We start from the raw sequence: 17,024 nt of genomic DNA, 5'->3' as shown, positions 1-17,024 counted from the left end.
TGGAAATGGTAATGCCGGGTGACAACGTGAAGATGAGTGTTACCCTGATCAACCCGATCGCCATGGAAGATGGCCTGCGCTTCGCGATTCGTGAAGGCGGCCGTACTGTTGGTGCCGGTGTGGTCTCCAAGATCATCGAGTAATCTGCTCGTTTGATCAGGAAAAAGGGGCTGAAACTCAGCCCCTTTTTCTGTTTCAGCCGCACAATCTGACCTGGCGGAGTCGCTGCTGAACGCAGTTGACACTGCTGGGTATTATGCATACAATGCGGCTCCTTTTTTTGAAGGTCGGCTAACTAGTAGCTGCTACGAGTGGAGTTTGGGTGCATCATGCAAAGCCAAAAAATTCGAATCCGGTTGAAGGCGTTTGATTACCGCCTGATCGACCAGTCAACGCAGGAGATTGTCGATACCGCCAAGCGGACCGGCGCTCAAGTGCGTGGACCAATCCCTCTGCCGACGCGGAAGGAAAAGTACACCGTTCTGATCTCCCCGCACGTCAACAAAGACGCGCGTGATCAGTACGAGATTCGTACACACAAGCGTCTGCTGGACATCGTCGAGCCGACGGAAAAGACAGTAGATGCTTTGATGAAGCTGGATCTGGCAGCAGGTGTAGACGTTCAGATCAGCCTCGGCTAACCACGCGGTTAGTCTGTGTAACTGTCATAAGGCCATAGAGGGTGAGAGCCCCGTACACTTAAGAGGTGAAACATGGCAATTGGAATTGTCGGTCGCAAGGCCGGTATGACCCGTATTTTTACGGAAGACGGGCAAGCGCTGCCCGTAACGGTAATCGAGGTTGAGCCCAACCGCATTACCCAACTGAAAACTCTTGAAAGCGATGGCTATCGTGCGGTTCAGGTAACCGTTGGTAAGCGTCGTTCCTCACGTGTGACCAAAAGCGAAGCAGGCCATTATGCTAAAGCCGGAGTAGAGGCAGGTCGTGGTCTGTGGGAATTCCGCCTCGCCGACGGTGAAGGTGAAGAGCTGGCAGCCGGCGGTGAAATTACCGCGTCCATCTTTGAAGATGGCCAGGTCGTGGATGCTACCGGTCAGTCCAAGGGTAAAGGTTTCCAGGGCGGTGTTAAGCGCTGGAACTTCTCCATGCAGGACGCCACACACGGTAACTCCCTTTCTCATCGTGCTCCGGGTTCCATCGGTCAGAACCAGACTCCGGGCAAGGTATTCAAGGGCAAAAAGATGGCGGGCCAGATGGGCAATGCGCAGGTGACTGTGCAGAACCTGCAAGTCGTCCGTGTCGACGCCGAGCGCAACCTTCTGCTGATTCGTGGTGCCGTTCCGGGCGCGACCGGCGGAAATGTTGTCATCAAGCCTGCAGTTAAAGCCTGAGGAGCGGTGCGATGGAATTGACAATTACAGGTAGCGGCAAGGGAATTTCTGTTTCCGATGCTGCATTTGCCAAAGATTTTAACGAGTCGCTGGTTCACCAGGTGGTCACTGCCTATATGGCAGGCGCCCGTCAGGGAACCAAGGCACAAAAGACGCGTTCCGAAGTCGCTGGTGGTGGCAAAAAGCCATGGCGTCAAAAGGGCACTGGTCGTGCCCGTGCTGGTACAATCCGAAGCCCGATCTGGCGCTCCGGTGGTGTTACCTTTGCTGCCAAGCCCCGTGGCTTTGAGCAGAAGGTCAACCGCAAGATGTACCGCGCAGCGATGCGCTCCATTTTTTCAGAGCTGGTCCGCCAGGAGCGTCTGGTCGTTGTTGACGACATCAATGTTGACAGCCCCAAGACCAAAGCGTTTAGCGCCAAGCTGAAGGATATCGGTGTGACCAATGCACTGATTCTCTCCGAAAACGTTGAGCAGAATCTGCATCTGGCCTCTCGCAACATCCCGCACGTAGACGTGCGTGACATTGCTGGTCTGGATCCGGTTAGCCTGGTTGCCTTCGAGAAGGTCGTTGTGACTGTTCCCGCTCTGAAGAAAATCGAGGAGATGCTGGGATGAATCAGGAACGTATTTACAAGATTCTTCTTGGGCCCCACGTATCAGAGAAAGCCTCTCTGGTAGCGGAAAGTGGTCAGGTGGTATTTCGTGTAGCCCCTGATGCAACCAAGCCCGAGATCAAGAAAGCCGTTGAGCAGCTGTTCAACGTCACCGTCGAAGGTGTTCAGGTTCTGAACCGTAAGGGTAAGCTCAAGCGTACCGTTCGCGGCTTCGGCAAGCGTGCTGACATTCGTAAGGCTTATGTGAAGCTTGCGGACGGTCAGGACATTGATTTTCTGGATGTGGAATAAGGTAAAGGGGTCGTAAAATGCCGATCGTCAAAACCAAGCCAACATCTGCCGGCCGCCGTCACGTTGTTAAGCTCTTTAACCCTGATCTTCACAAGGGGCGCCCTTACGAGCCGTTGGTAGAAACATTGAGCAAATCGGGTGGTCGCAACCATTTTGGTCGCATCACTACCCGTCATATTGGTGGTGGCCACAAGAAGCACTACCGCGTTATCGACTTTAAGCGGACCAAAGATGGTATTCCGGCGACTATTGAGCGCCTGGAATACGATCCTAACCGCTCGGCGCACATTGCGCTGATCAAGTATGCCGATGGCGAGCGTCGTTACATTATCGCTCCCAAAGGTATGCAGATCGGTGATCCTGTGCGCTCCGGCATCGACGCGCCGATTAAAGTAGGAAGCACGCTGCCGCTCCGGAATATTCCGGTCGGTTCTGTGATTCACTGCGTCGAAATCAAGCCTGGCAAAGGTGCCCAGCTGGCTCGCTCCGCGGGCGCATCCGTACAGCTGGTTGCTCGGGAGGGGGCTTACGCCACCATCCGCCTGCGTTCAGGTGAAATGCGTAAGGTGCTTGTTGACTGTCGTGCGACGTTGGGCGAAGTGTCCAACAGCGAACACAGCCTCAAGCAGCTTGGTAAAGCGGGTGCATCACGTTGGCGCGGTAAACGTCCAACAGTACGTGGTGTTGCTATGAACCCAGTTGACCACCCACATGGTGGTGGTGAAGGGCGTACCTCTGGCGGGCGTCACCCGGTTACTCCGTGGGGTGTTCCGACCAAAGGGCATAAGACTCGTAAGAACAAGCGTACTGACAAGATGATAGTACGTCGTCGTTCAGCCAAGTAAACGACTACATAGAGGTAAATGCTGTGCCACGTTCTTTAAAGAAAGGTCCTTTTATAGACCTGCATCTGTTGAAGAAGGTCGAGGCAGCTCTGGAAGCGAACGACAAGCGACCGATCAAGACCTGGTCGCGTCGTTCGACAATCTTCCCGGAGTTTGTAGGCTTGACCATTGCAGTCCACAACGGCAAGCAGCACGTGCCGGTTTATGTCACCGAAGATATGGTCGGGCATAAGCTGGGTGAGTTCGCGGCAACGCGTACTTATCGTGGTCATGCGGCCGACAAGAAAGCTAAACGCTGATTGTGAGGTAATAGAAATGGAAGTAGCAGCCAAGTACAAGGGCGCTCGCCTCTCAGCTCAGAAAGCGCGTCTTGTCGCTGACCAAGTACGCGGCAAGGCTGTTGAGGACGCCCTGAACATTCTGACTTTCAGCCCTAAGAAGGCGGCGGTCATTCTCAAGAAAGCTCTTGAGTCTGCCATTGCCAACGCTGAGCACAACGAAGGTCTGGACGTAGATGATCTGCGGGTTTCCACCGTTATGGTGGATGAGGGTCCGACGCTCAAGCGAATCAAGGCTCGAGCCAAGGGGCGCGCTGACCGGATTTTCAAGCGCACCTGTCATATCACCGTCAAGGTCGCCGACAAGTAGGAGATGCTCAGATGGGTCATAAAGTAAATCCAACCGGCATGCGCCTGGGTGTGATCAAAGAGCACAACTCAGTGTGGTATGCGGAAAAAGCGGAATACGCGAACAACCTGTTGAACGACATTCAGGTTCGCGAATTCCTCGACAAGCGTCTGGTTAAGGCGTCTGTCAGCAAGATTGTGATCGAGCGCCCTGCTCAGAACGCCCGTATCACGATCCATACAGCCCGTCCCGGTATTGTTATCGGCAAGAAGGGTGAAGATGTTGACCGTCTGCGTCGCGAAGTCAGCGACATGATGGGTGTGCCTGTGCACATCAACATCGAAGAAGTCCGCAAGCCGGACCTGGATGCCCGCCTGGTCGCGCAGAACGTTGCCGGTCAGCTGGAGCGTCGTGTGATGTTCCGTCGCGCCATGAAGCGTGCGGTACAGAACGCCATGCGCCAGGGAGCGAAAGGCATCAAGATCCAGGTTGGCGGTCGTCTCGGGGGTGCTGAAATTGCCCGTTCCGAGTGGTATCGCGAAGGTCGTGTACCGCTGCACACACTGCGTGCAGATATCGATTACTCGACCTACGAAGCGAAGACCACTTACGGCATTATCGGCGTCAAGGTATGGATCTTCAAAGGTGAGATTCTTGGTGGTATGGAGCAGGTCCGTGCTGACAAGAAAGCCTCTGGGAAGAAAGGTTCTAAGTAAAGGGGCACTCAAATGCTGCAACCAAAACGCACCAAATTTCGCAAGGTAATGAAAGGCCGTAACACCGGTCTTGCTCACCGTGCTAACAAGGTGAGCTTCGGTGAATACGGATTGAAGGCGACAACCCGTGGACGTATAACTGCGCGCCAGATTGAAGCAGCGCGTCGTACCATGACACGTCGCATCAAGCGGGGCGGTAAGATCTGGATCCGGATTTTCCCGGACAAGCCGATCTCCAGTAAGCCGCTGGAAGTACGAATGGGTAAAGGTAAGGGTTCTGTCGAGTATTGGGTGGCTGAGATTCAGCCAGGCCGGATGCTTTATGAGATGGAAGGCGTCTCCGAGGAAATCGCTCGCGATGCATTCACTCTTGCTGCGGCCAAACTGCCCGTACAGACCACCTTTGTTACGAGGACGGTGATGTGATGAAAGCAACAGAGCTGCGTGAGAAGTCAGTCGAGGAGCTGAACAAAGAGCTGATCGACCTCCTGAAGGAGCAGTTCAACCTGCGCATGCGTAAGGCGACAGGTCAGCTGAATCAGTCTCATCTTCTACCGAAGGTGAAGCGTGACATAGCTCGCGTGAAAACGGTTATGAATGAAAAGGCAGGACAGTAACATGACTGAAGCTACCCAAACTGCCAGAACCCTGAGCGGCAAGGTCGTGAGCAACAAAATGGAGAAATCCATTGTGGTTCTGGTTGAGCGCCAGGTTAAGCATCCTCTGTACGGTAAGTACATGAAGCGCTCATCCAAAATTCACGCTCACGACGAGAGCAATCAGTGCAACATCGGTGACACCGTTACAATCCAGGAAACCCGCCCGGTCTCCAAGACCAAAAGCTGGGCTCTGGTGGAAGTCACCGAACGCGCATCGAAGGTGTAACTCGCCCGGACGGTGAGTCTTGTCGTAACGGCAAAGTGGTTTCTGCTGGAGAACAACCATGATTCAGACTCAAACAATGCTTGAAGTCGCGGACAACAGTGGTGCACGTCAGGTTATGTGCATCAAGGTCCTGGGCGGTTCACATAGGCGTTACGCCAGCGTTGGGGATATCATCAAGGTAACCGTTAAGGAAGCCATCCCCCGCGGTAAAGTGAAAAAAGGCCAGGTCCTGAAAGCTGTCGTTGTGCGTACCCGTAAAGGTGTGCGTCGTCCCGACGGGTCGCTTATTCGTTTCGACGGAAATGCGGCGGTACTTCTGAACAATCAGGACGCACCAATTGGTACCCGTATCTTCGGACCGGTTACCCGTGAACTGCGAAATGAGAAGTTCATGAAAATTATTTCACTGGCACCCGAAGTACTTTAAGGACCAGAGGCCGGTTATGAAAAAGATCAAACGAGATGACGAAGTAATCGTCACTACGGGGAAAGACCAAGGCAAACGTGGTAAAGTCCTGAAGGTTCAGGACGATGGCCGGGTGGTAGTTTCTGGGATCAATATGATCAAGAAGCACACCAAGCCTAACCCGATGTCTGGCACCCCAGGTGGCATCGTCGAAAAAGAAGCACCTATCCAGGCTTCCAACGTGGCTATTTTTAATCCGCAGACCGGCAAAGCCGATCGCGTAGGCTTCCAGATCAAGGAAGACGGCGCCAAGGTGCGGATATTTAAGTCCACGAAAGAAGTCGTCGATAACCAGTAAGCGGTGGTGGTTACGATGCTTAACATGAAAGAGCAGTACAGTAAGGAAGTGGTACCCGCCCTGCAGAAAGAGTTCAGCTACAAGAACATCATGCAGGTGCCGCGTATCGAGAAGATCACCCTGAACATGGGTGTCGGCGAGGCGGTCGGTGACAAGAAGCTGATTGAGAATGCTGTGGCGGATCTTGAGCGCCTGGCTGGTCAGAAAGCGGTTGTCACTCTGGCGCGTAAATCCGTTGCGGGTTTCAAAATCCGTGAAGGTTGGCCGATCGGTTGTAAAGTTACGCTGCGCGGTGAGCGCATGTGGGACTTCTTTGATCGTCTGGTTCACATTGCGGTTCCCCGCATTCGTGACTTCCGCGGTCTGAATCCCAAGTCCTTCGACGGTCGCGGTAACTACAGCATGGGCGTGCGTGAGCAGATCATTTTCCCCGAGATCGAGTACGACAGAGTCGACAAGATCCGTGGTCTTGACATCACCATTACCACCACAGCCGGTACCGACGATGAAGGTCGCGAACTGCTGAAAGCTTTCGGCTTTCCGTTCAAGAAATAAGGAACGAGTGTAATGGCTAAGGTTTCCATGAAGAACCGCGAGTTCAAGCGCGAGAAAACCGTTGCGAAGTATGCAGCGAAGCGTGCGGAGCTCAAGGCGATTATCAAGAACCCGAATACCAGCGATGATGACCGTTGGGATGCACAGATGAAGCTTCAACAGCTTCCTCGTGATGCATCTCCCTCGCGTCTTCGTAATCGTTGCCAGATTACAGGTCGTCCCCATGGCGTCCTGCGCAAGTTCAAGCTGTCACGCATCAAGTTGCGTGAAGCTGGCATGCGCGGTGATGTTCCGGGCCTGACCAAAGCAAGCTGGTAAGGCAGGCACTCTGACCGCAGGTCAGATGCCCGTTGGTAAGCGGTGCGGCGCGCCGCTGCACAACTAAAAAGATCAGGAGTCTCATACCGATGAGTATGCAAGATACGCTTGCGGATATGTTTACCCGTATCCGTAATGCACAGATGGCACAGAAGGCTGATGTGGCCATGCCATCTTCAAAAATGAAGATCTCCGTAGCCCAGGTCCTCAAGGACGAAGGTTACGTAGCCGATTTTTCCGTCTCAGCTGACGCGAAGCCCGAGCTGACCATTAACCTCAAGTACTTCGGCGGCAAGCCGGTTATTGAGGAAATCAAGCGGGTCAGCCGTCCGAGTCTGCGCCAGTACAAGGGCGCTGGGGAACTGCCGAAAGTATCCGGTGGTCTGGGAGTCGCGATTGTCTCTACGTCCAAGGGCGTAATGACAGACCGCGCTGCACGTGCTGCCGGCGTGGGTGGCGAAGTCATCTGCACCGTATTTTAGGAGATACACATGTCCAGGGTTGCCAATAATCCTGTCGTGCTGCCTTCCGGTGTTGAGGTTAAGCTGAACGGACAGGAAATTAATGTGAAGGGGTCCAAAGGATCACTTCAATTCACCATCCACCACGTGGTTGACGTGACGCAGGAAGAGAATGTTCTGCGTTTTGCCGCCCGTGATGGAGCCAAACAGTCCCGCGCTCTTGCTGGTACTACCCGCGCACTGGTCAATAATATGGTGACCGGTGTGTCTACAGGCTTCGAGCGCAAGCTCGCGCTGACGGGCGTAGGCTACCGTGCCCAGGCGCAAGGTAAGAAGCTCAATCTGACACTGGGTTTTTCACACCCGGTTGAATATGAGCTGCCCGAGGGGATTACCGCTGAAACTCCGTCCAATACGGAAGTTGTGATTCGCGGAATCGACAAGCAACAGGTTGGCCAGGTCGCTGCTGAGATCCGTGCATTCCGTCCACCAGAGCCTTACAAAGGCAAGGGTGTGCGTTATGCGGATGAGCAGGTCAGACGCAAAGAAGCCAAGAAGAAATAAGGCGGGACTATGAGCGCGAATAACGAAAGATTGCGTCGCGCACGCAAGGTGCGCATGAAGATCCGTAAGTTGGGCACAAACCGCCTGTGTGTACATCGTACACCACGGCACATGTATGCCCAGGTTACGACTGCAGACGGCAGCAAGGTGCTGGCGGCTGCCTCCACGTTGGATAAGGACCTGCGCCAGGGTGCAACCGGTAACGTGGACGCTGCCAAAAAGGTCGGTCAGCTGATTGCTGAGCGTGCCAGGGCAGCAGGTGTAGAGCAGGTCGCTTTTGACCGCTCCGGTTACCGTTATCATGGTCGCGTCCAGGCTCTGGCCGACGCAGCCCGTGAAGCTGGCTTGCAATTCTAAGAGGTGGAGAAGATGAGCGTTAACGAACAGAAGGCGCCTGAGCTCCAGGAGAAGCTGGTTCAGGTCAATCGCGTCGCCAAGGTTGTTAAAGGCGGCCGTATTTTTGCCTTCACTGCACTGACTGTAGTGGGTGATGGTAAAGGACGCGTTGGTTTCGGTCGTGGCAAGGCGCGTGAAGTGCCGGTTGCGATCCAGAAGGCGATGGAAGCTGCACGCAAGAACATGGTCGACATCCCGCTTGACGGAAATACCCTGCAATATGCGGTTAAAGCGCAGCACGGTGGCTCCAAGGTCTACATGCAGCCAGCATCAGAAGGTACCGGTATTATCGCCGGTGGTGCGATGCGTGCAGTACTGGAAGTTGCGGGTGTGCAGAACGTACTGTCCAAATGTTATGGGTCTACCAACCCGGTGAACGTGGTACGTTCCACCATCAAGGGTCTCCAGGCAACTCAAGCGCCTGAAGATATTGCAGCCAAGCGCGGTAAATCCGTGGAAGAGATTCTGGGTTGAAGTCATGGCGAACGCAAAAACGATCAAAGTAACACTGACCCGCAGCCCTATTGGCTGTCAGCCCAAGCACAAACTTTGTGTGAAGGGTCTGGGTCTCCGTAAAATCGGTCACACTGTGGAAGTGGAAGATACACCGTCCATCCGCGGTATGATCAACCGGGTTAACTACCTGGTGCAGGTAGAGGAGAACTAAGATGCGTCTGAACGAACTTAGTCCGGAGCCTGGTTCACGTCCCGCCGCAAAGCGTGTGGGTCGCGGTATCGGCAGCGGCCTCGGCAAGACCGGTGGTCGTGGTCACAAGGGTCTGAAAGCCCGCTCCGGTGGCAGTGTAGCTCCCGGTTTCGAGGGTGGTCAGCAGCCGTTGGCCCGTCGTCTGCCGAAGTTTGGTTTCACCTCGCGCCAGCAGCGCTATGTGGCCGAAATTCGCCTGAACGAACTGGCGAAAGTAGACGGCGATGTTGCCGATCTTGCGGCCCTGAAAAAAGCTGACATCGTTCGCGAAGAAATTCGTGAAGCGAAGGTCATTCTGTCCGGCGAACTGAGCCGTGCGGTGACCGTCAAGGGTCTTAAAGTGACCAAAGGCGCACGCGAGGCGATCACAGCCGCGGGCGGTAAAGTCGAAGACTAAGGCGAGTCGAGGACTAAATGGCCAAGAACGCATCATTGCCTGCGGGCGCGGGAAAAGGACTGGCAGAGCTGCGTTCGCGGCTCTGGTTTGTCTTCCTGGCATTGCTGGTGTACCGGATCGGTGCCCACATTCCGGTGCCAGGTATCAACCCCGATCGTCTGGCGGCACTGTTTGAGCAGAATCAGGGCACAATCCTGAGCATGTTCAACATGTTTTCCGGTGGTGCGCTTGAGCGAATGAGTATCTTCGCACTTGGTATCATGCCGTATATCTCGGCCTCTATTATCATGCAGCTCATGACGGCGGTCAGTCCGACGCTGGAGCAGCTGAAGAAAGAGGGCGAGGCTGGCCGTCGCAAGATCAGTCAGTACACACGGTATGGTACGGTTATCCTGGCCCTGGTTCAGGGCTTTGGTATCTCTGTCGGGCTGGCATCGCAGGGTGTGACCTTTAACGACAGCTTCAGCTTCCATTTCGTGGCTGTGGTTTCTTTCGTCAGCGGTGCCGTATTCATGATGTGGCTGGGTGAGCAGATCACCGAGCGCGGCGTAGGTAACGGCATATCGTTGCTGATTTTCGCTGGCATTGTCGCGGGTTTGCCCGGGGCCATTGGCCAGACACTGGAGCAGGCACGTAATGGCGAAATGAGCCTGTTGGTGGTTCTGGGTATCGCTGTGCTGGCAGTTGCCGTTGTTGGTTTTGTGGTGTTCATGGAGCGCGGACAGCGTCGCCTGACCATCAACTATGCCAAGCGGCAGCAGGGTCGCAGGGTATTTGCCCAGCAATCCAGCCATCTTCCCCTGAAGGTGAATATGGCCGGCGTTATTCCACCGATCTTTGCCTCTTCCATCCTGCTGTTTCCGGCGTCATTGGGGCAGTGGTTCGGGCAGGGCGAAGGTATGGAGTGGCTGAGCGATATTTCCCAGGCACTGGCACCCAGTCAGCCCCTGTACATCATTCTGTTTGCGGCAGCAGTAGTATTCTTCTGCTTCTTCTATACAGCCCTGATGTACAACCCGAAAGAAGTTGCGGATAACCTCAAGCGCTCTGGCGCCTTTATTCCGGGCATCCGTCCGGGTGATCAGACCGCCAAGTATATTGATGGTGTACTGACTCGCCTGACACTGTTCGGTGCAATGTACATTGCAGCAGTTTCCCTGTTCCCTCAGTTTCTGATGGTGGCCGGGAATGTTCCGTTCTATCTGGGCGGCACGTCACTGCTGATTGTTGTAGTCGTGGTGATGGATTTCATGGCTCAGGTTCAGTCGCACCTGATGTCTCATCAATATGATTCTTTGATGAAGAAATCCAATCTCAAGGGCTATGGTCGGAACGGTTAATCCCGTTCCCCTTGAAAACTGGAGTCGACAATGAAAGTACGCGCTTCGGTAAAGAAAATTTGCCGTAACTGCAAAGTAATTCGTCGCAATGGCTCAGTAAGAGTCATTTGCTCGGAGCCTCGTCACAAGCAGCGCCAGGGTTAATCCTTACGGATTCAGCACTGACAATGCAGAGGGTACGATTAATAGCGCTTGACCTCAGGTGGGGTCAGGCGCTATTATTTCGCGCCCTTTTATAGTGGCGGAAAATTCACACAGCAAAGCTTTGAACGCGGAGTAATTTGGATGGCACGTATAGCCGGTGTCAATATACCCGATCACAAACATGCTGTTATCTCGTTGACTTACATTTTTGGAGTCGGCCGGACAGCAGCCCAGAAGCTTTGCGATGCAACCGGCGTCAAGCCGGACGTCAAGGTCAAAGACCTGTCCGACGAGCAGCTTGAATCACTTCGTACAGAAGTAGGCAAGCTTGCCGTTGAAGGCGATCTGCGTCGTGAAGTTCAGATGAACATTAAGCGTTTGAAGGATCTCGGTTGCCACCGTGGTCTGCGTCATCGTCATGGCCTTCCGGTCCGTGGCCAGCGCACAAAGACCAACGCACGCACCCGTAAAGGTCCTCGCAAACCTATTCGTAAGTAACAGGTAGGCAAACATGGCAAAGCCAGGTACACGTACCCGTAAAAAGGTGAAAAAGACGGTTGTTGATGGCGTCGCGCACATTCACGCGTCCTTCAACAACACTATCGTGACCATTTCTGACCGTCAGGGCAACGTATTGTCCTGGGCCACCTCTGGTGGTTCCGGTTTCCGTGGGTCACGCAAGAGTACACCTTTTGCTGCGCAGGTAGCAGCTGAAAGAGCCGGTAATGCGGCTGCTGAATACGGCCTTAAAAACCTGGACGTAGAGGTTAAAGGTCCGGGGCCCGGACGTGAATCTGCGGTTCGTGCGCTGAACGCGTGCGGCTACAAGATCACTAACATCACTGATGTGACGCCGATTCCCCATAACGGTTGTCGTCCGCCCAAAAAGCGCCGCGTCTAACACAGGAGACAGTGAATTATGGCTCGTTACATAGGCCCGAAGTGCAAGCTGTCTCGTCGTGAAGGGACAGATCTTTTTCTGAAGAGCGGTGTTCGCGCGCTCGATTCGAAGTGCAACATCGAGACTCCGCCGGGTATGCACGGCGCGCGTCGCGGTCGTCTGTCCGAATATGGCGTACAGCTTCGTGAAAAGCAGAAGGTCCGTCGGATCTACGGCGTACTGGAGAAGCAGTTCCGCAACTATTACAAAGAGGCCGCCCGCATCAAGGGTGCAACCGGTGAGAACCTGTTGCAGCTGCTGGAAGGTCGTCTTGATAACGTTGTATATCGCATGGGTTTTGGTTCTACCCGTGCTGAGTCCCGTCAGCTCGTTTCTCACAAAGCGATCCTGGTCAACGATAAGCTGGTGAATATCCCGTCTTATCAGGTCCGTCCAGGTGATGTTGTGAGTGTGCGTGAGAAGGCAAAAAACCAGCTTCGCGTTAAAGGCGCACTGGATCTGTCTTCCAGTCGCGCACCGGTGAGCTGGGTAGAGGTCGACGCCAGCAAGATGTCCGGCGTTTACAGGTCAGTGCCTGAGCGCACTGAATTGCCGGCCGACATCAACGAGAACCTCATCGTCGAGCTTTACTCCAAGTAAAGCCCAGTTAGCAACGAGAGCAATTAGGGGCGTCTATGCAGCGTTCAGTACATGAGTTATTGACACCTCGTACCATTGACGTGAAAGAATCAAGCGCCATGCGCGCCAAGGTAACGCTGGAGCCTCTGGAAAGAGGTTTTGGTCACACCCTGGGCAGCGCACTGCGTCGTATACTCTTGTCCTCAATGCCGGGCTGTGCCATTACCGAGGCGCAGATCGACGGTGTTCTGCATGAGTACAGCGCGATCGAAGGTGTTCAGGAAGACGTCATTGAGATTCTGCTGAATCTCAAGGGCGTGGCGGTGAAAATGGGCGGCCGGGACGATGCCGAGGTAACTCTCAGCAAGAAAGGCCCGGGCGTTGTCACTGCTGGCGATATCAAGCTGGATCACGATGTCGAGATCACCAATCCGGAGCATGTGATCTGTCACCTGAGTGCCAATGGTGAAGTGAATATGCGCCTGAAGGTTGCCCGCGGTCGCGGCTATGAGCCGGCCGATCAACGGGGACTGGACGAGGACGAGACTCGCGCCATTGGACGCCTGCAACTGGACGCAACCTTCAGCCCGGTTCGTCGTGTTGCCTACGCCGTGGAAAGTGCACGGGTAGAGCAGCGTACGGACCTGGACAAGCTGGTTATTGATCTGGAAACCAATGGTACTATCGATCCGGAAGAAGCGATTCGCCGGGCGGCAACCATTCTCCAGCAGCAACTGGCTGTGTTCGTTGATTTCGATCACGAGAAAGAGCCGGAGCGTGTTGAGGAAGAGGAAGAAATTGATCCGATTCTCCTTCGCCCGGTTGATGATCTGGAATTGACAGTGCGTTCAGCTAACTGCTTGAAGGCTGAGAATATTTACTACATCGGCGATCTGATTCAGCGCACAGAAGTTGAGCTGCTGAAGACGCCTAACCTTGGTAAAAAGTCGCTTACCGAGATCAAGGACGTGCTCGCGTCCCGCGGTCTGTCATTGGGTATGCGTCTTGATAACTGGCCGCCGGCTAGCCTTCGTGGCGACGACCGGGTACTGGGCGGTTAATCGCCGATTAGTTTAAGGTAAGGAATCAGAGCAATGCGTCATCGTAAGAGTGGTCGTAAGTTCAGCAGGACCAGTGCGCATCGCAAGGCCATGTTTCGTAACATGACTGCGTCACTGGTTGATCATGAGCTGATCAAAACAACGCTCCCCAAGGCGAAAGAGCTTCGCCGGGTAGCTGAGCCTTTGATCACGCTCGCAAAGAATGATTCGGTTGCGAATCGTCGTCTGGCGTTTTCACGCCTGCGTGACGACGCAGCGGTTGCCAAGCTTTTTAACGAGCTTGGCCCCCGTTACAACGAACGCCCGGGTGGTTACCTTCGTATCCTGAAGTGTGGCTTCCGTGCCGGCGACAATGCCCCGATGGCATTCGTAGAGCTGGTTGGTCGTCCGTTGGACATCGAAGCAGAAGAAGTGGACGAAGGCGAAGAGTAAGTTTTTTGCCAGGTCCAAGAAAACCGGAGGCTAAGCCTCCGGTTTTTTTATGCCTCTTTCCTGAGTTCCCCGTAGGTCGGTTCAGGCCCAACGGGCCGTAAACCGACACCCAGCCGGTGGCCATTACTTCACGTTCCGCTCCAGAACCCCCTTCAAATATCGCCCGGTATGGGAGCCGGCCGTCTCGGCAACGGCCTCAGGTGTTCCTTCAGCCACGATCTGGCCGCCACCAGAACCACCTTCGGGGCCAAGATCAATAATCCAGTCCGCCGTCTTGATCACGTCCAGATTATGCTCAATCACGACGATGGTGTTCCCATGGTCCCGCAACCGCTGAAGCACGGTCAGCAATTGCTGGATGTCGTAAAAATGCAGGCCGGTGGTGGGCTCATCAAGAATATAGAGGGTTTTACCTGTATCACGCTTGGACAATTCCTTGGCCAGCTTCACCCGCTGAGCTTCACCGCCTGACAGCGTAACCGCACTCTGCCCCAGGCGAATATAGGACAGCCCTACATCAATCAGGGTCTGAAGCTTGCGCGCAAGGAAGGGGACCGGGTCGAAAAATTCACGCGCTTCTTCGACTGTCATCGCAAGCACTTCGTGAATGCTTTTTCCTTTGTAGCGGACTTCCAGGGTTTCCCGGTTATAGCGTTTGCCCTTGCAGACGTCGCAAGGCACGTACACATCCGGCAGGAAGTGCATTTCAACCTTGATAACGCCGTCGCCCTGGCATGCCTCGCAACGACCTCCCTTGACGTTAAAACTGAAGCGCCCGGGTTTGTAGCCGCGGGAGCGGGCTTCCTGGGTACCCGCGAATAATTCGCGAATAGGTGTAAACAGACCGGTGTAGGTCGCAGGGTTTGATCTCGGTGTGCGGCCAATGGGGCTCTGGTCGATGTCGATGACCTTATCCAGTTGATCCAGGCCCTTCAGGGATTCATAGGGCGCGTGGGTCAGGCTGGTGGCCTTGTTGAGTTTGGCTGCGCAAACCGGATACAGGGTGCTGTTGATCAGGGTGGACTTACCCGACCCGGAAACACCGGTGACGCAGGTCATCACGCCCAGGGGCAGGGTCAGTGTGACGTTGCAAAGGTTGTTACCGGTTGCGCCTTTCAGTACCAGGCTCTTGCCCTTGCTGGTATGGCGCTTGTCGGGGATGGCAATTTCTTTCTTGCCACACAGGTATTGTCCGGTGAGGGAGTCCTCGGAGGCAATGATGTCATCCGGGGTGCCCTGGGCGATGATATGGCCGCCATGAACGCCGGCGCCCGGCCCGATGTCGATGACATGGTCTGCCGCCCGAATGGCGTCTTCATCGTGTTCGACCACTATGACGGTGTTGCCCAGGTCCCGGAGGTGAAACAGGGTCGCAAGCAGACGGTCGTTATCTCGCTGGTGCAAGCCAATGGAGGGCTCATCGAGAATATACATCACGCCCACAAGGCCGGCGCCAATCTGGCTGGCCAGGCGGATGCGCTGGGCTTCGCCGCCGGAAAGCGTGTCGGCGCTGCGCTCCAGGGTCAGGTATTCCAGCCCCACGTTGACCAGAAATTGCAGTCTCTGGCGAACTTCCTTGAGGATTTTTTCTGCAATTTCACCCTTGCGGCCTGGCATGGCGAGCTTTCCGAAATAGTCGTGCGCGTCGCCCACCGGCATATGAGTCACATCGGAGATGTTGTTCTTCTCAATAAACACATGGCGGGCGCTGCGGCGCAGTCGCGAGCCGCCGCATTCCTTGCACGGCTGGGTGCTTAGATTGCGCGCCAGCTCCTCCCGCATACTCTGTGATTCGGTTTCCCGGTAACGGCGCTCGAGGTTGGGCAGAATGCCTTCGAAGGGGTGAGCCTTCTCCATGATGTGGCCGCGGGAATTCACATAGCGGAAGGGAATGTCGTCAGTGCCGGAGCCATAAAGCAGTGCCTGGCGGAAATCGTCTGGCAGGTCCTCCCATGGGGTGTCCATGTCTATCCCGTAGTGGTCGGCAACGCTGGAGAGCATCTGGAAGTAATACACGGCGCGTCGGTCCCAGCCTTTGATGGCACCTTCGGCAAGTGTGGCCTCGGGGTGCTGGACAATTTTCTCGGCATCAAAGAACTGTTTTACGCCCAGGCCATCACACGTGGGGCAGGCCCCAGCTGGGTTGTTGAAGGAGAACAGTCGTGGTTCCAGTTCGCTGATGGCGTACCCGCATTGTGTACAGGCGTAGCGGGCGGAAAAGGTGTGTTCCTCGCCCTCGTTGTCCATGGGGGCCACCAAGGCGATGCCGTCAGCCAGTCCCAGGGCCGTTTCAAAACTCTCCGCAAGCCGTTGCTCAAGCCCCGGCTTGACCTTGAAACGGTCCACAACTACATCAATCTGGTGTTTGCGTTTCTTGTCCAGGTCTGGAACGTCGTCGATGTCGTAAACCCGGCCGTCAACTCGCAGGCGAATGAAACCCTGGCTGCGCATGGTGTCGATGACGTTATGGTGCTCGCCCTTGCGGTCGCGAATAACCGGAGCGAGGATCATCAGCTTGCTGTCGTCTGGCATAGCCAGAACCTGGTCCACCATCTGGCTGACGGTCTGGGCTTCCAGTGGCAGATCGTGATCCGGGCAGCGGGGTTCGCCAGCGCGTGCAAAGAGCAGGCGCAGATAATCGTAGATTTCAGTAATGGTGCCGACGGTCGAGCGGGGATTGTGTGAGGTGCTTTTCTGCTCAATGGAAATGGCCGGTGATAGCCCCTCAATGTGGTCCACATCGGGCTTTTCCATCATCGACAGGAACTGGCGAGCATAGGTGGACAGGGATTCCACGTAGCGACGCTGCCCTTCGGCATAGAGTGTGTCGAACGCAAGAGATGACTTCCCGGAGCCGGACAGGCCGGTGATTACGATCAGCTTGTCCCTAGGCATATCCAGGTCAATGTTTTTCAGATTGTGGGTGCGTGCCCCTTTGATCTGGATATGGTCCATAACACCTCGCTGTCGGAAAAAACGGAAATTATACCGCGTTTGGGCCCCGGCCGGCCAAGGCCAGGAGGCTTTTAAGCACT

General features: G+C 55.0%; 29 protein-coding genes and 1 pseudogene. 29 read left to right on the top strand and 1 reads right to left on the bottom strand.

Going from position 1 to position 17,024, the window contains the following annotated elements; all coding sequences use genetic code 11:
- The 29 genes and pseudogenes from tuf to rplQ form a co-directional block, all read left to right on the top strand.
- Positions 1 to 143: pseudogene (gene tuf / locus ABJM11_RS11235) on the top strand (elongation factor Tu); the annotation flags it as partial.
- Positions 144 to 329: 186 nt separating this feature from the next.
- On the top strand, positions 330 to 641 hold the full coding sequence (gene rpsJ / locus ABJM11_RS11230; protein WP_004580743.1) for a 30S ribosomal protein S10: 312 nt from the start codon (positions 330 to 332) through the stop codon (positions 639 to 641).
- A gap of 72 nt (positions 642 to 713) precedes the next feature.
- Positions 714 to 1,352, top strand: coding sequence for a 50S ribosomal protein L3 (gene rplC, locus ABJM11_RS11225; RefSeq protein ID WP_348294685.1), 639 nt, complete (start codon positions 714 to 716; stop codon positions 1,350 to 1,352).
- An 11-nt stretch (positions 1,353 to 1,363) separates the two neighbouring features.
- Entirely contained in the window at positions 1,364 to 1,969 is a 606-nt protein-coding gene (rplD, locus tag ABJM11_RS11220; RefSeq protein WP_348294683.1) for a 50S ribosomal protein L4, read from the top strand.
- Positions 1,966 to 2,259, top strand: coding sequence for a 50S ribosomal protein L23 (gene rplW, locus ABJM11_RS11215; protein WP_285393843.1), 294 nt, complete (start codon positions 1,966 to 1,968; stop codon positions 2,257 to 2,259). Before rplD ends, rplW begins: the two co-directional genes overlap by 4 nt.
- A 17-nt stretch (positions 2,260 to 2,276) precedes the next feature.
- Positions 2,277 to 3,104 (top strand): 50S ribosomal protein L2, encoded by an 828-nt coding sequence (gene rplB / locus ABJM11_RS11210; protein ID WP_007154012.1) that lies wholly within the window; start codon positions 2,277 to 2,279, stop codon positions 3,102 to 3,104.
- A 23-nt stretch (positions 3,105 to 3,127) separates the two neighbouring features.
- Positions 3,128 to 3,403: a 30S ribosomal protein S19 gene (rpsS, locus tag ABJM11_RS11205; protein ID WP_012139770.1), complete on the top strand. Its 276-nt coding sequence runs from the start codon at positions 3,128 to 3,130 to the stop codon at positions 3,401 to 3,403.
- 16 nt (positions 3,404 to 3,419) lie between these two features.
- On the top strand, positions 3,420 to 3,752 hold the full coding sequence (gene rplV, locus ABJM11_RS11200; protein WP_007154010.1) for a 50S ribosomal protein L22: 333 nt from the start codon (positions 3,420 to 3,422) through the stop codon (positions 3,750 to 3,752).
- Positions 3,753 to 3,763: 11 nt separating this feature from the next.
- The gene (gene rpsC / locus ABJM11_RS11195; RefSeq protein WP_007154009.1) at positions 3,764 to 4,447 is read left to right on the top strand and encodes a 30S ribosomal protein S3; all 684 of its coding nucleotides are present in this window, start codon (positions 3,764 to 3,766) and stop codon (positions 4,445 to 4,447) included.
- 12 nt (positions 4,448 to 4,459) lie between these two features.
- Entirely contained in the window at positions 4,460 to 4,873 is a 414-nt protein-coding gene (gene rplP / locus ABJM11_RS11190; protein WP_027830882.1) for a 50S ribosomal protein L16, read from the top strand.
- Positions 4,873 to 5,064 (top strand): 50S ribosomal protein L29, encoded by a 192-nt coding sequence (gene rpmC, locus ABJM11_RS11185; RefSeq protein ID WP_027830883.1) that lies wholly within the window; start codon positions 4,873 to 4,875, stop codon positions 5,062 to 5,064. The genes rplP and rpmC overlap by 1 nt, the downstream gene beginning before the upstream one ends.
- A 1-nt stretch (position 5,065) precedes the next feature.
- Positions 5,066 to 5,332 (top strand): 30S ribosomal protein S17, encoded by a 267-nt coding sequence (rpsQ, locus tag ABJM11_RS11180; RefSeq protein WP_007154006.1) that lies wholly within the window; start codon positions 5,066 to 5,068, stop codon positions 5,330 to 5,332.
- Between the two features lie 58 nt (positions 5,333 to 5,390).
- Positions 5,391 to 5,759, top strand: a complete 369-nt coding sequence (gene rplN / locus ABJM11_RS11175; protein WP_007154005.1) for a 50S ribosomal protein L14 — start codon at positions 5,391 to 5,393, stop codon at positions 5,757 to 5,759.
- Positions 5,760 to 5,775: 16 nt separating this feature from the next.
- The gene (gene rplX / locus ABJM11_RS11170) at positions 5,776 to 6,096 is read left to right on the top strand and encodes a 50S ribosomal protein L24 (protein WP_135956417.1); all 321 of its coding nucleotides are present in this window, start codon (positions 5,776 to 5,778) and stop codon (positions 6,094 to 6,096) included.
- A gap of 15 nt (positions 6,097 to 6,111) precedes the next feature.
- The gene (gene rplE, locus ABJM11_RS11165) at positions 6,112 to 6,651 is read left to right on the top strand and encodes a 50S ribosomal protein L5 (protein WP_036203346.1); all 540 of its coding nucleotides are present in this window, start codon (positions 6,112 to 6,114) and stop codon (positions 6,649 to 6,651) included.
- Positions 6,652 to 6,663: 12 nt separating this feature from the next.
- Positions 6,664 to 6,969, top strand: coding sequence for a 30S ribosomal protein S14 (gene rpsN, locus ABJM11_RS11160; protein WP_027830887.1), 306 nt, complete (start codon positions 6,664 to 6,666; stop codon positions 6,967 to 6,969).
- Positions 6,970 to 7,058: 89 nt separating this feature from the next.
- Positions 7,059 to 7,451, top strand: a complete 393-nt coding sequence (gene rpsH / locus ABJM11_RS11155; protein ID WP_007154001.1) for a 30S ribosomal protein S8 — start codon at positions 7,059 to 7,061, stop codon at positions 7,449 to 7,451.
- 9 nt (positions 7,452 to 7,460) lie between these two features.
- Positions 7,461 to 7,994, top strand: a complete 534-nt coding sequence (gene rplF, locus ABJM11_RS11150) for a 50S ribosomal protein L6 (RefSeq protein ID WP_150994702.1) — start codon at positions 7,461 to 7,463, stop codon at positions 7,992 to 7,994.
- A 9-nt stretch (positions 7,995 to 8,003) separates the two neighbouring features.
- Complete coding sequence (rplR, locus tag ABJM11_RS11145; RefSeq protein WP_348294679.1) at positions 8,004 to 8,351, top strand: 50S ribosomal protein L18; 348 nt, start codon at positions 8,004 to 8,006, stop codon at positions 8,349 to 8,351.
- Positions 8,352 to 8,363: 12 nt separating this feature from the next.
- The gene (gene rpsE, locus ABJM11_RS11140; RefSeq protein ID WP_007153998.1) at positions 8,364 to 8,864 is read left to right on the top strand and encodes a 30S ribosomal protein S5; all 501 of its coding nucleotides are present in this window, start codon (positions 8,364 to 8,366) and stop codon (positions 8,862 to 8,864) included.
- A gap of 4 nt (positions 8,865 to 8,868) precedes the next feature.
- Positions 8,869 to 9,057, top strand: coding sequence for a 50S ribosomal protein L30 (gene rpmD / locus ABJM11_RS11135; protein WP_007153997.1), 189 nt, complete (start codon positions 8,869 to 8,871; stop codon positions 9,055 to 9,057).
- A 1-nt stretch (position 9,058) separates the two neighbouring features.
- Positions 9,059 to 9,493 (top strand): 50S ribosomal protein L15, encoded by a 435-nt coding sequence (rplO, locus tag ABJM11_RS11130; RefSeq protein ID WP_150994701.1) that lies wholly within the window; start codon positions 9,059 to 9,061, stop codon positions 9,491 to 9,493.
- Positions 9,494 to 9,510: 17 nt separating this feature from the next.
- Positions 9,511 to 10,833 carry a preprotein translocase subunit SecY gene (secY, locus tag ABJM11_RS11125; RefSeq protein ID WP_348294678.1) on the top strand — a complete coding sequence of 441 codons (1,323 nt, stop codon included), beginning with the start codon at positions 9,511 to 9,513 and terminating at the stop codon, positions 10,831 to 10,833.
- A 30-nt stretch (positions 10,834 to 10,863) separates the two neighbouring features.
- Positions 10,864 to 10,977 (top strand): 50S ribosomal protein L36, encoded by a 114-nt coding sequence (rpmJ, locus tag ABJM11_RS11120; protein ID WP_008174902.1) that lies wholly within the window; start codon positions 10,864 to 10,866, stop codon positions 10,975 to 10,977.
- 141 nt (positions 10,978 to 11,118) lie between these two features.
- Complete coding sequence (gene rpsM, locus ABJM11_RS11115; RefSeq protein ID WP_027830890.1) at positions 11,119 to 11,475, top strand: 30S ribosomal protein S13; 357 nt, start codon at positions 11,119 to 11,121, stop codon at positions 11,473 to 11,475.
- 13 nt (positions 11,476 to 11,488) lie between these two features.
- Positions 11,489 to 11,878 (top strand): 30S ribosomal protein S11, encoded by a 390-nt coding sequence (gene rpsK / locus ABJM11_RS11110; protein WP_007153992.1) that lies wholly within the window; start codon positions 11,489 to 11,491, stop codon positions 11,876 to 11,878.
- 18 nt (positions 11,879 to 11,896) lie between these two features.
- Positions 11,897 to 12,517 carry a 30S ribosomal protein S4 gene (rpsD, locus tag ABJM11_RS11105; protein ID WP_007153991.1) on the top strand — a complete coding sequence of 207 codons (621 nt, stop codon included), beginning with the start codon at positions 11,897 to 11,899 and terminating at the stop codon, positions 12,515 to 12,517.
- A 35-nt stretch (positions 12,518 to 12,552) separates the two neighbouring features.
- Positions 12,553 to 13,557, top strand: coding sequence for a DNA-directed RNA polymerase subunit alpha (locus tag ABJM11_RS11100; protein ID WP_036203352.1), 1,005 nt, complete (start codon positions 12,553 to 12,555; stop codon positions 13,555 to 13,557).
- A gap of 33 nt (positions 13,558 to 13,590) precedes the next feature.
- Positions 13,591 to 13,989: a 50S ribosomal protein L17 gene (gene rplQ / locus ABJM11_RS11095; RefSeq protein ID WP_348294675.1), complete on the top strand. Its 399-nt coding sequence runs from the start codon at positions 13,591 to 13,593 to the stop codon at positions 13,987 to 13,989.
- A 123-nt stretch (positions 13,990 to 14,112) separates the two neighbouring features.
- Here the strand turns inward: rplQ and uvrA are convergent, their stop codons facing one another.
- On the bottom strand, positions 14,113 to 16,944 hold the full coding sequence (gene uvrA, locus ABJM11_RS11090) for an excinuclease ABC subunit UvrA (RefSeq protein ID WP_348294674.1): 2,832 nt from the start codon (positions 16,942 to 16,944) through the stop codon (positions 14,113 to 14,115).
- Positions 16,945 to 17,024 lie beyond the last annotated feature (80 nt).

Origin of the sequence: Marinobacter sp. (genome assembly GCF_039977835.1) — a bacterium.
Taxonomy (GTDB): domain Bacteria; phylum Pseudomonadota; class Gammaproteobacteria; order Pseudomonadales; family Oleiphilaceae; genus Marinobacter.
Note: the sequence above shows the minus strand (reverse complement) of the source record. Positions and strands in the feature narration are given on the sequence as shown.

What these genes read in the sequence shown, in the direction of transcription:
- rpsM (WP_027830890.1), top strand. Translation starts at nt 11,119, where the DNA reads ATGGCACGTATAGCCGGTGTCAATATACCCGATCACAAACATGCTGTT.
- rpsD (WP_007153991.1), top strand. Translation starts at nt 11,897, where the DNA reads ATGGCTCGTTACATAGGCCCGAAGTGCAAGCTGTCTCGTCGTGAAGGG.
- rplP (WP_027830882.1), top strand. Translation starts at nt 4,460, where the DNA reads ATGCTGCAACCAAAACGCACCAAATTTCGCAAGGTAATGAAAGGCCGT.
- rpmJ (WP_008174902.1), top strand. Translation starts at nt 10,864, where the DNA reads ATGAAAGTACGCGCTTCGGTAAAGAAAATTTGCCGTAACTGCAAAGTA.
- uvrA (WP_348294674.1), bottom strand. Translation starts at nt 16,944, where the DNA reads ATGGACCATATCCAGATCAAAGGGGCACGCACCCACAATCTGAAAAAC.
- rplD (WP_348294683.1), top strand. Translation starts at nt 1,364, where the DNA reads ATGGAATTGACAATTACAGGTAGCGGCAAGGGAATTTCTGTTTCCGAT.
- rpmC (WP_027830883.1), top strand. Translation starts at nt 4,873, where the DNA reads ATGAAAGCAACAGAGCTGCGTGAGAAGTCAGTCGAGGAGCTGAACAAA.
- rpsE (WP_007153998.1), top strand. Translation starts at nt 8,364, where the DNA reads ATGAGCGTTAACGAACAGAAGGCGCCTGAGCTCCAGGAGAAGCTGGTT.
- rplC (WP_348294685.1), top strand. Translation starts at nt 714, where the DNA reads ATGGCAATTGGAATTGTCGGTCGCAAGGCCGGTATGACCCGTATTTTT.
- rplE (WP_036203346.1), top strand. Translation starts at nt 6,112, where the DNA reads ATGCTTAACATGAAAGAGCAGTACAGTAAGGAAGTGGTACCCGCCCTG.
- secY (WP_348294678.1), top strand. Translation starts at nt 9,511, where the DNA reads ATGGCCAAGAACGCATCATTGCCTGCGGGCGCGGGAAAAGGACTGGCA.
- rpsJ (WP_004580743.1), top strand. Translation starts at nt 330, where the DNA reads ATGCAAAGCCAAAAAATTCGAATCCGGTTGAAGGCGTTTGATTACCGC.
- rplF (WP_150994702.1), top strand. Translation starts at nt 7,461, where the DNA reads ATGTCCAGGGTTGCCAATAATCCTGTCGTGCTGCCTTCCGGTGTTGAG.
- rplO (WP_150994701.1), top strand. Translation starts at nt 9,059, where the DNA reads ATGCGTCTGAACGAACTTAGTCCGGAGCCTGGTTCACGTCCCGCCGCA.
- rplV (WP_007154010.1), top strand. Translation starts at nt 3,420, where the DNA reads ATGGAAGTAGCAGCCAAGTACAAGGGCGCTCGCCTCTCAGCTCAGAAA.
- rplR (WP_348294679.1), top strand. Translation starts at nt 8,004, where the DNA reads ATGAGCGCGAATAACGAAAGATTGCGTCGCGCACGCAAGGTGCGCATG.
- rpsH (WP_007154001.1), top strand. Translation starts at nt 7,059, where the DNA reads ATGAGTATGCAAGATACGCTTGCGGATATGTTTACCCGTATCCGTAAT.
- rplB (WP_007154012.1), top strand. Translation starts at nt 2,277, where the DNA reads ATGCCGATCGTCAAAACCAAGCCAACATCTGCCGGCCGCCGTCACGTT.
- rpmD (WP_007153997.1), top strand. Translation starts at nt 8,869, where the DNA reads ATGGCGAACGCAAAAACGATCAAAGTAACACTGACCCGCAGCCCTATT.
- rplN (WP_007154005.1), top strand. Translation starts at nt 5,391, where the DNA reads ATGATTCAGACTCAAACAATGCTTGAAGTCGCGGACAACAGTGGTGCA.
- rplX (WP_135956417.1), top strand. Translation starts at nt 5,776, where the DNA reads ATGAAAAAGATCAAACGAGATGACGAAGTAATCGTCACTACGGGGAAA.
- rpsC (WP_007154009.1), top strand. Translation starts at nt 3,764, where the DNA reads ATGGGTCATAAAGTAAATCCAACCGGCATGCGCCTGGGTGTGATCAAA.
- rplW (WP_285393843.1), top strand. Translation starts at nt 1,966, where the DNA reads ATGAATCAGGAACGTATTTACAAGATTCTTCTTGGGCCCCACGTATCA.
- ABJM11_RS11100 (WP_036203352.1), top strand. Translation starts at nt 12,553, where the DNA reads ATGCAGCGTTCAGTACATGAGTTATTGACACCTCGTACCATTGACGTG.
- rplQ (WP_348294675.1), top strand. Translation starts at nt 13,591, where the DNA reads ATGCGTCATCGTAAGAGTGGTCGTAAGTTCAGCAGGACCAGTGCGCAT.
- rpsK (WP_007153992.1), top strand. Translation starts at nt 11,489, where the DNA reads ATGGCAAAGCCAGGTACACGTACCCGTAAAAAGGTGAAAAAGACGGTT.
- rpsN (WP_027830887.1), top strand. Translation starts at nt 6,664, where the DNA reads ATGGCTAAGGTTTCCATGAAGAACCGCGAGTTCAAGCGCGAGAAAACC.
- rpsQ (WP_007154006.1), top strand. Translation starts at nt 5,066, where the DNA reads ATGACTGAAGCTACCCAAACTGCCAGAACCCTGAGCGGCAAGGTCGTG.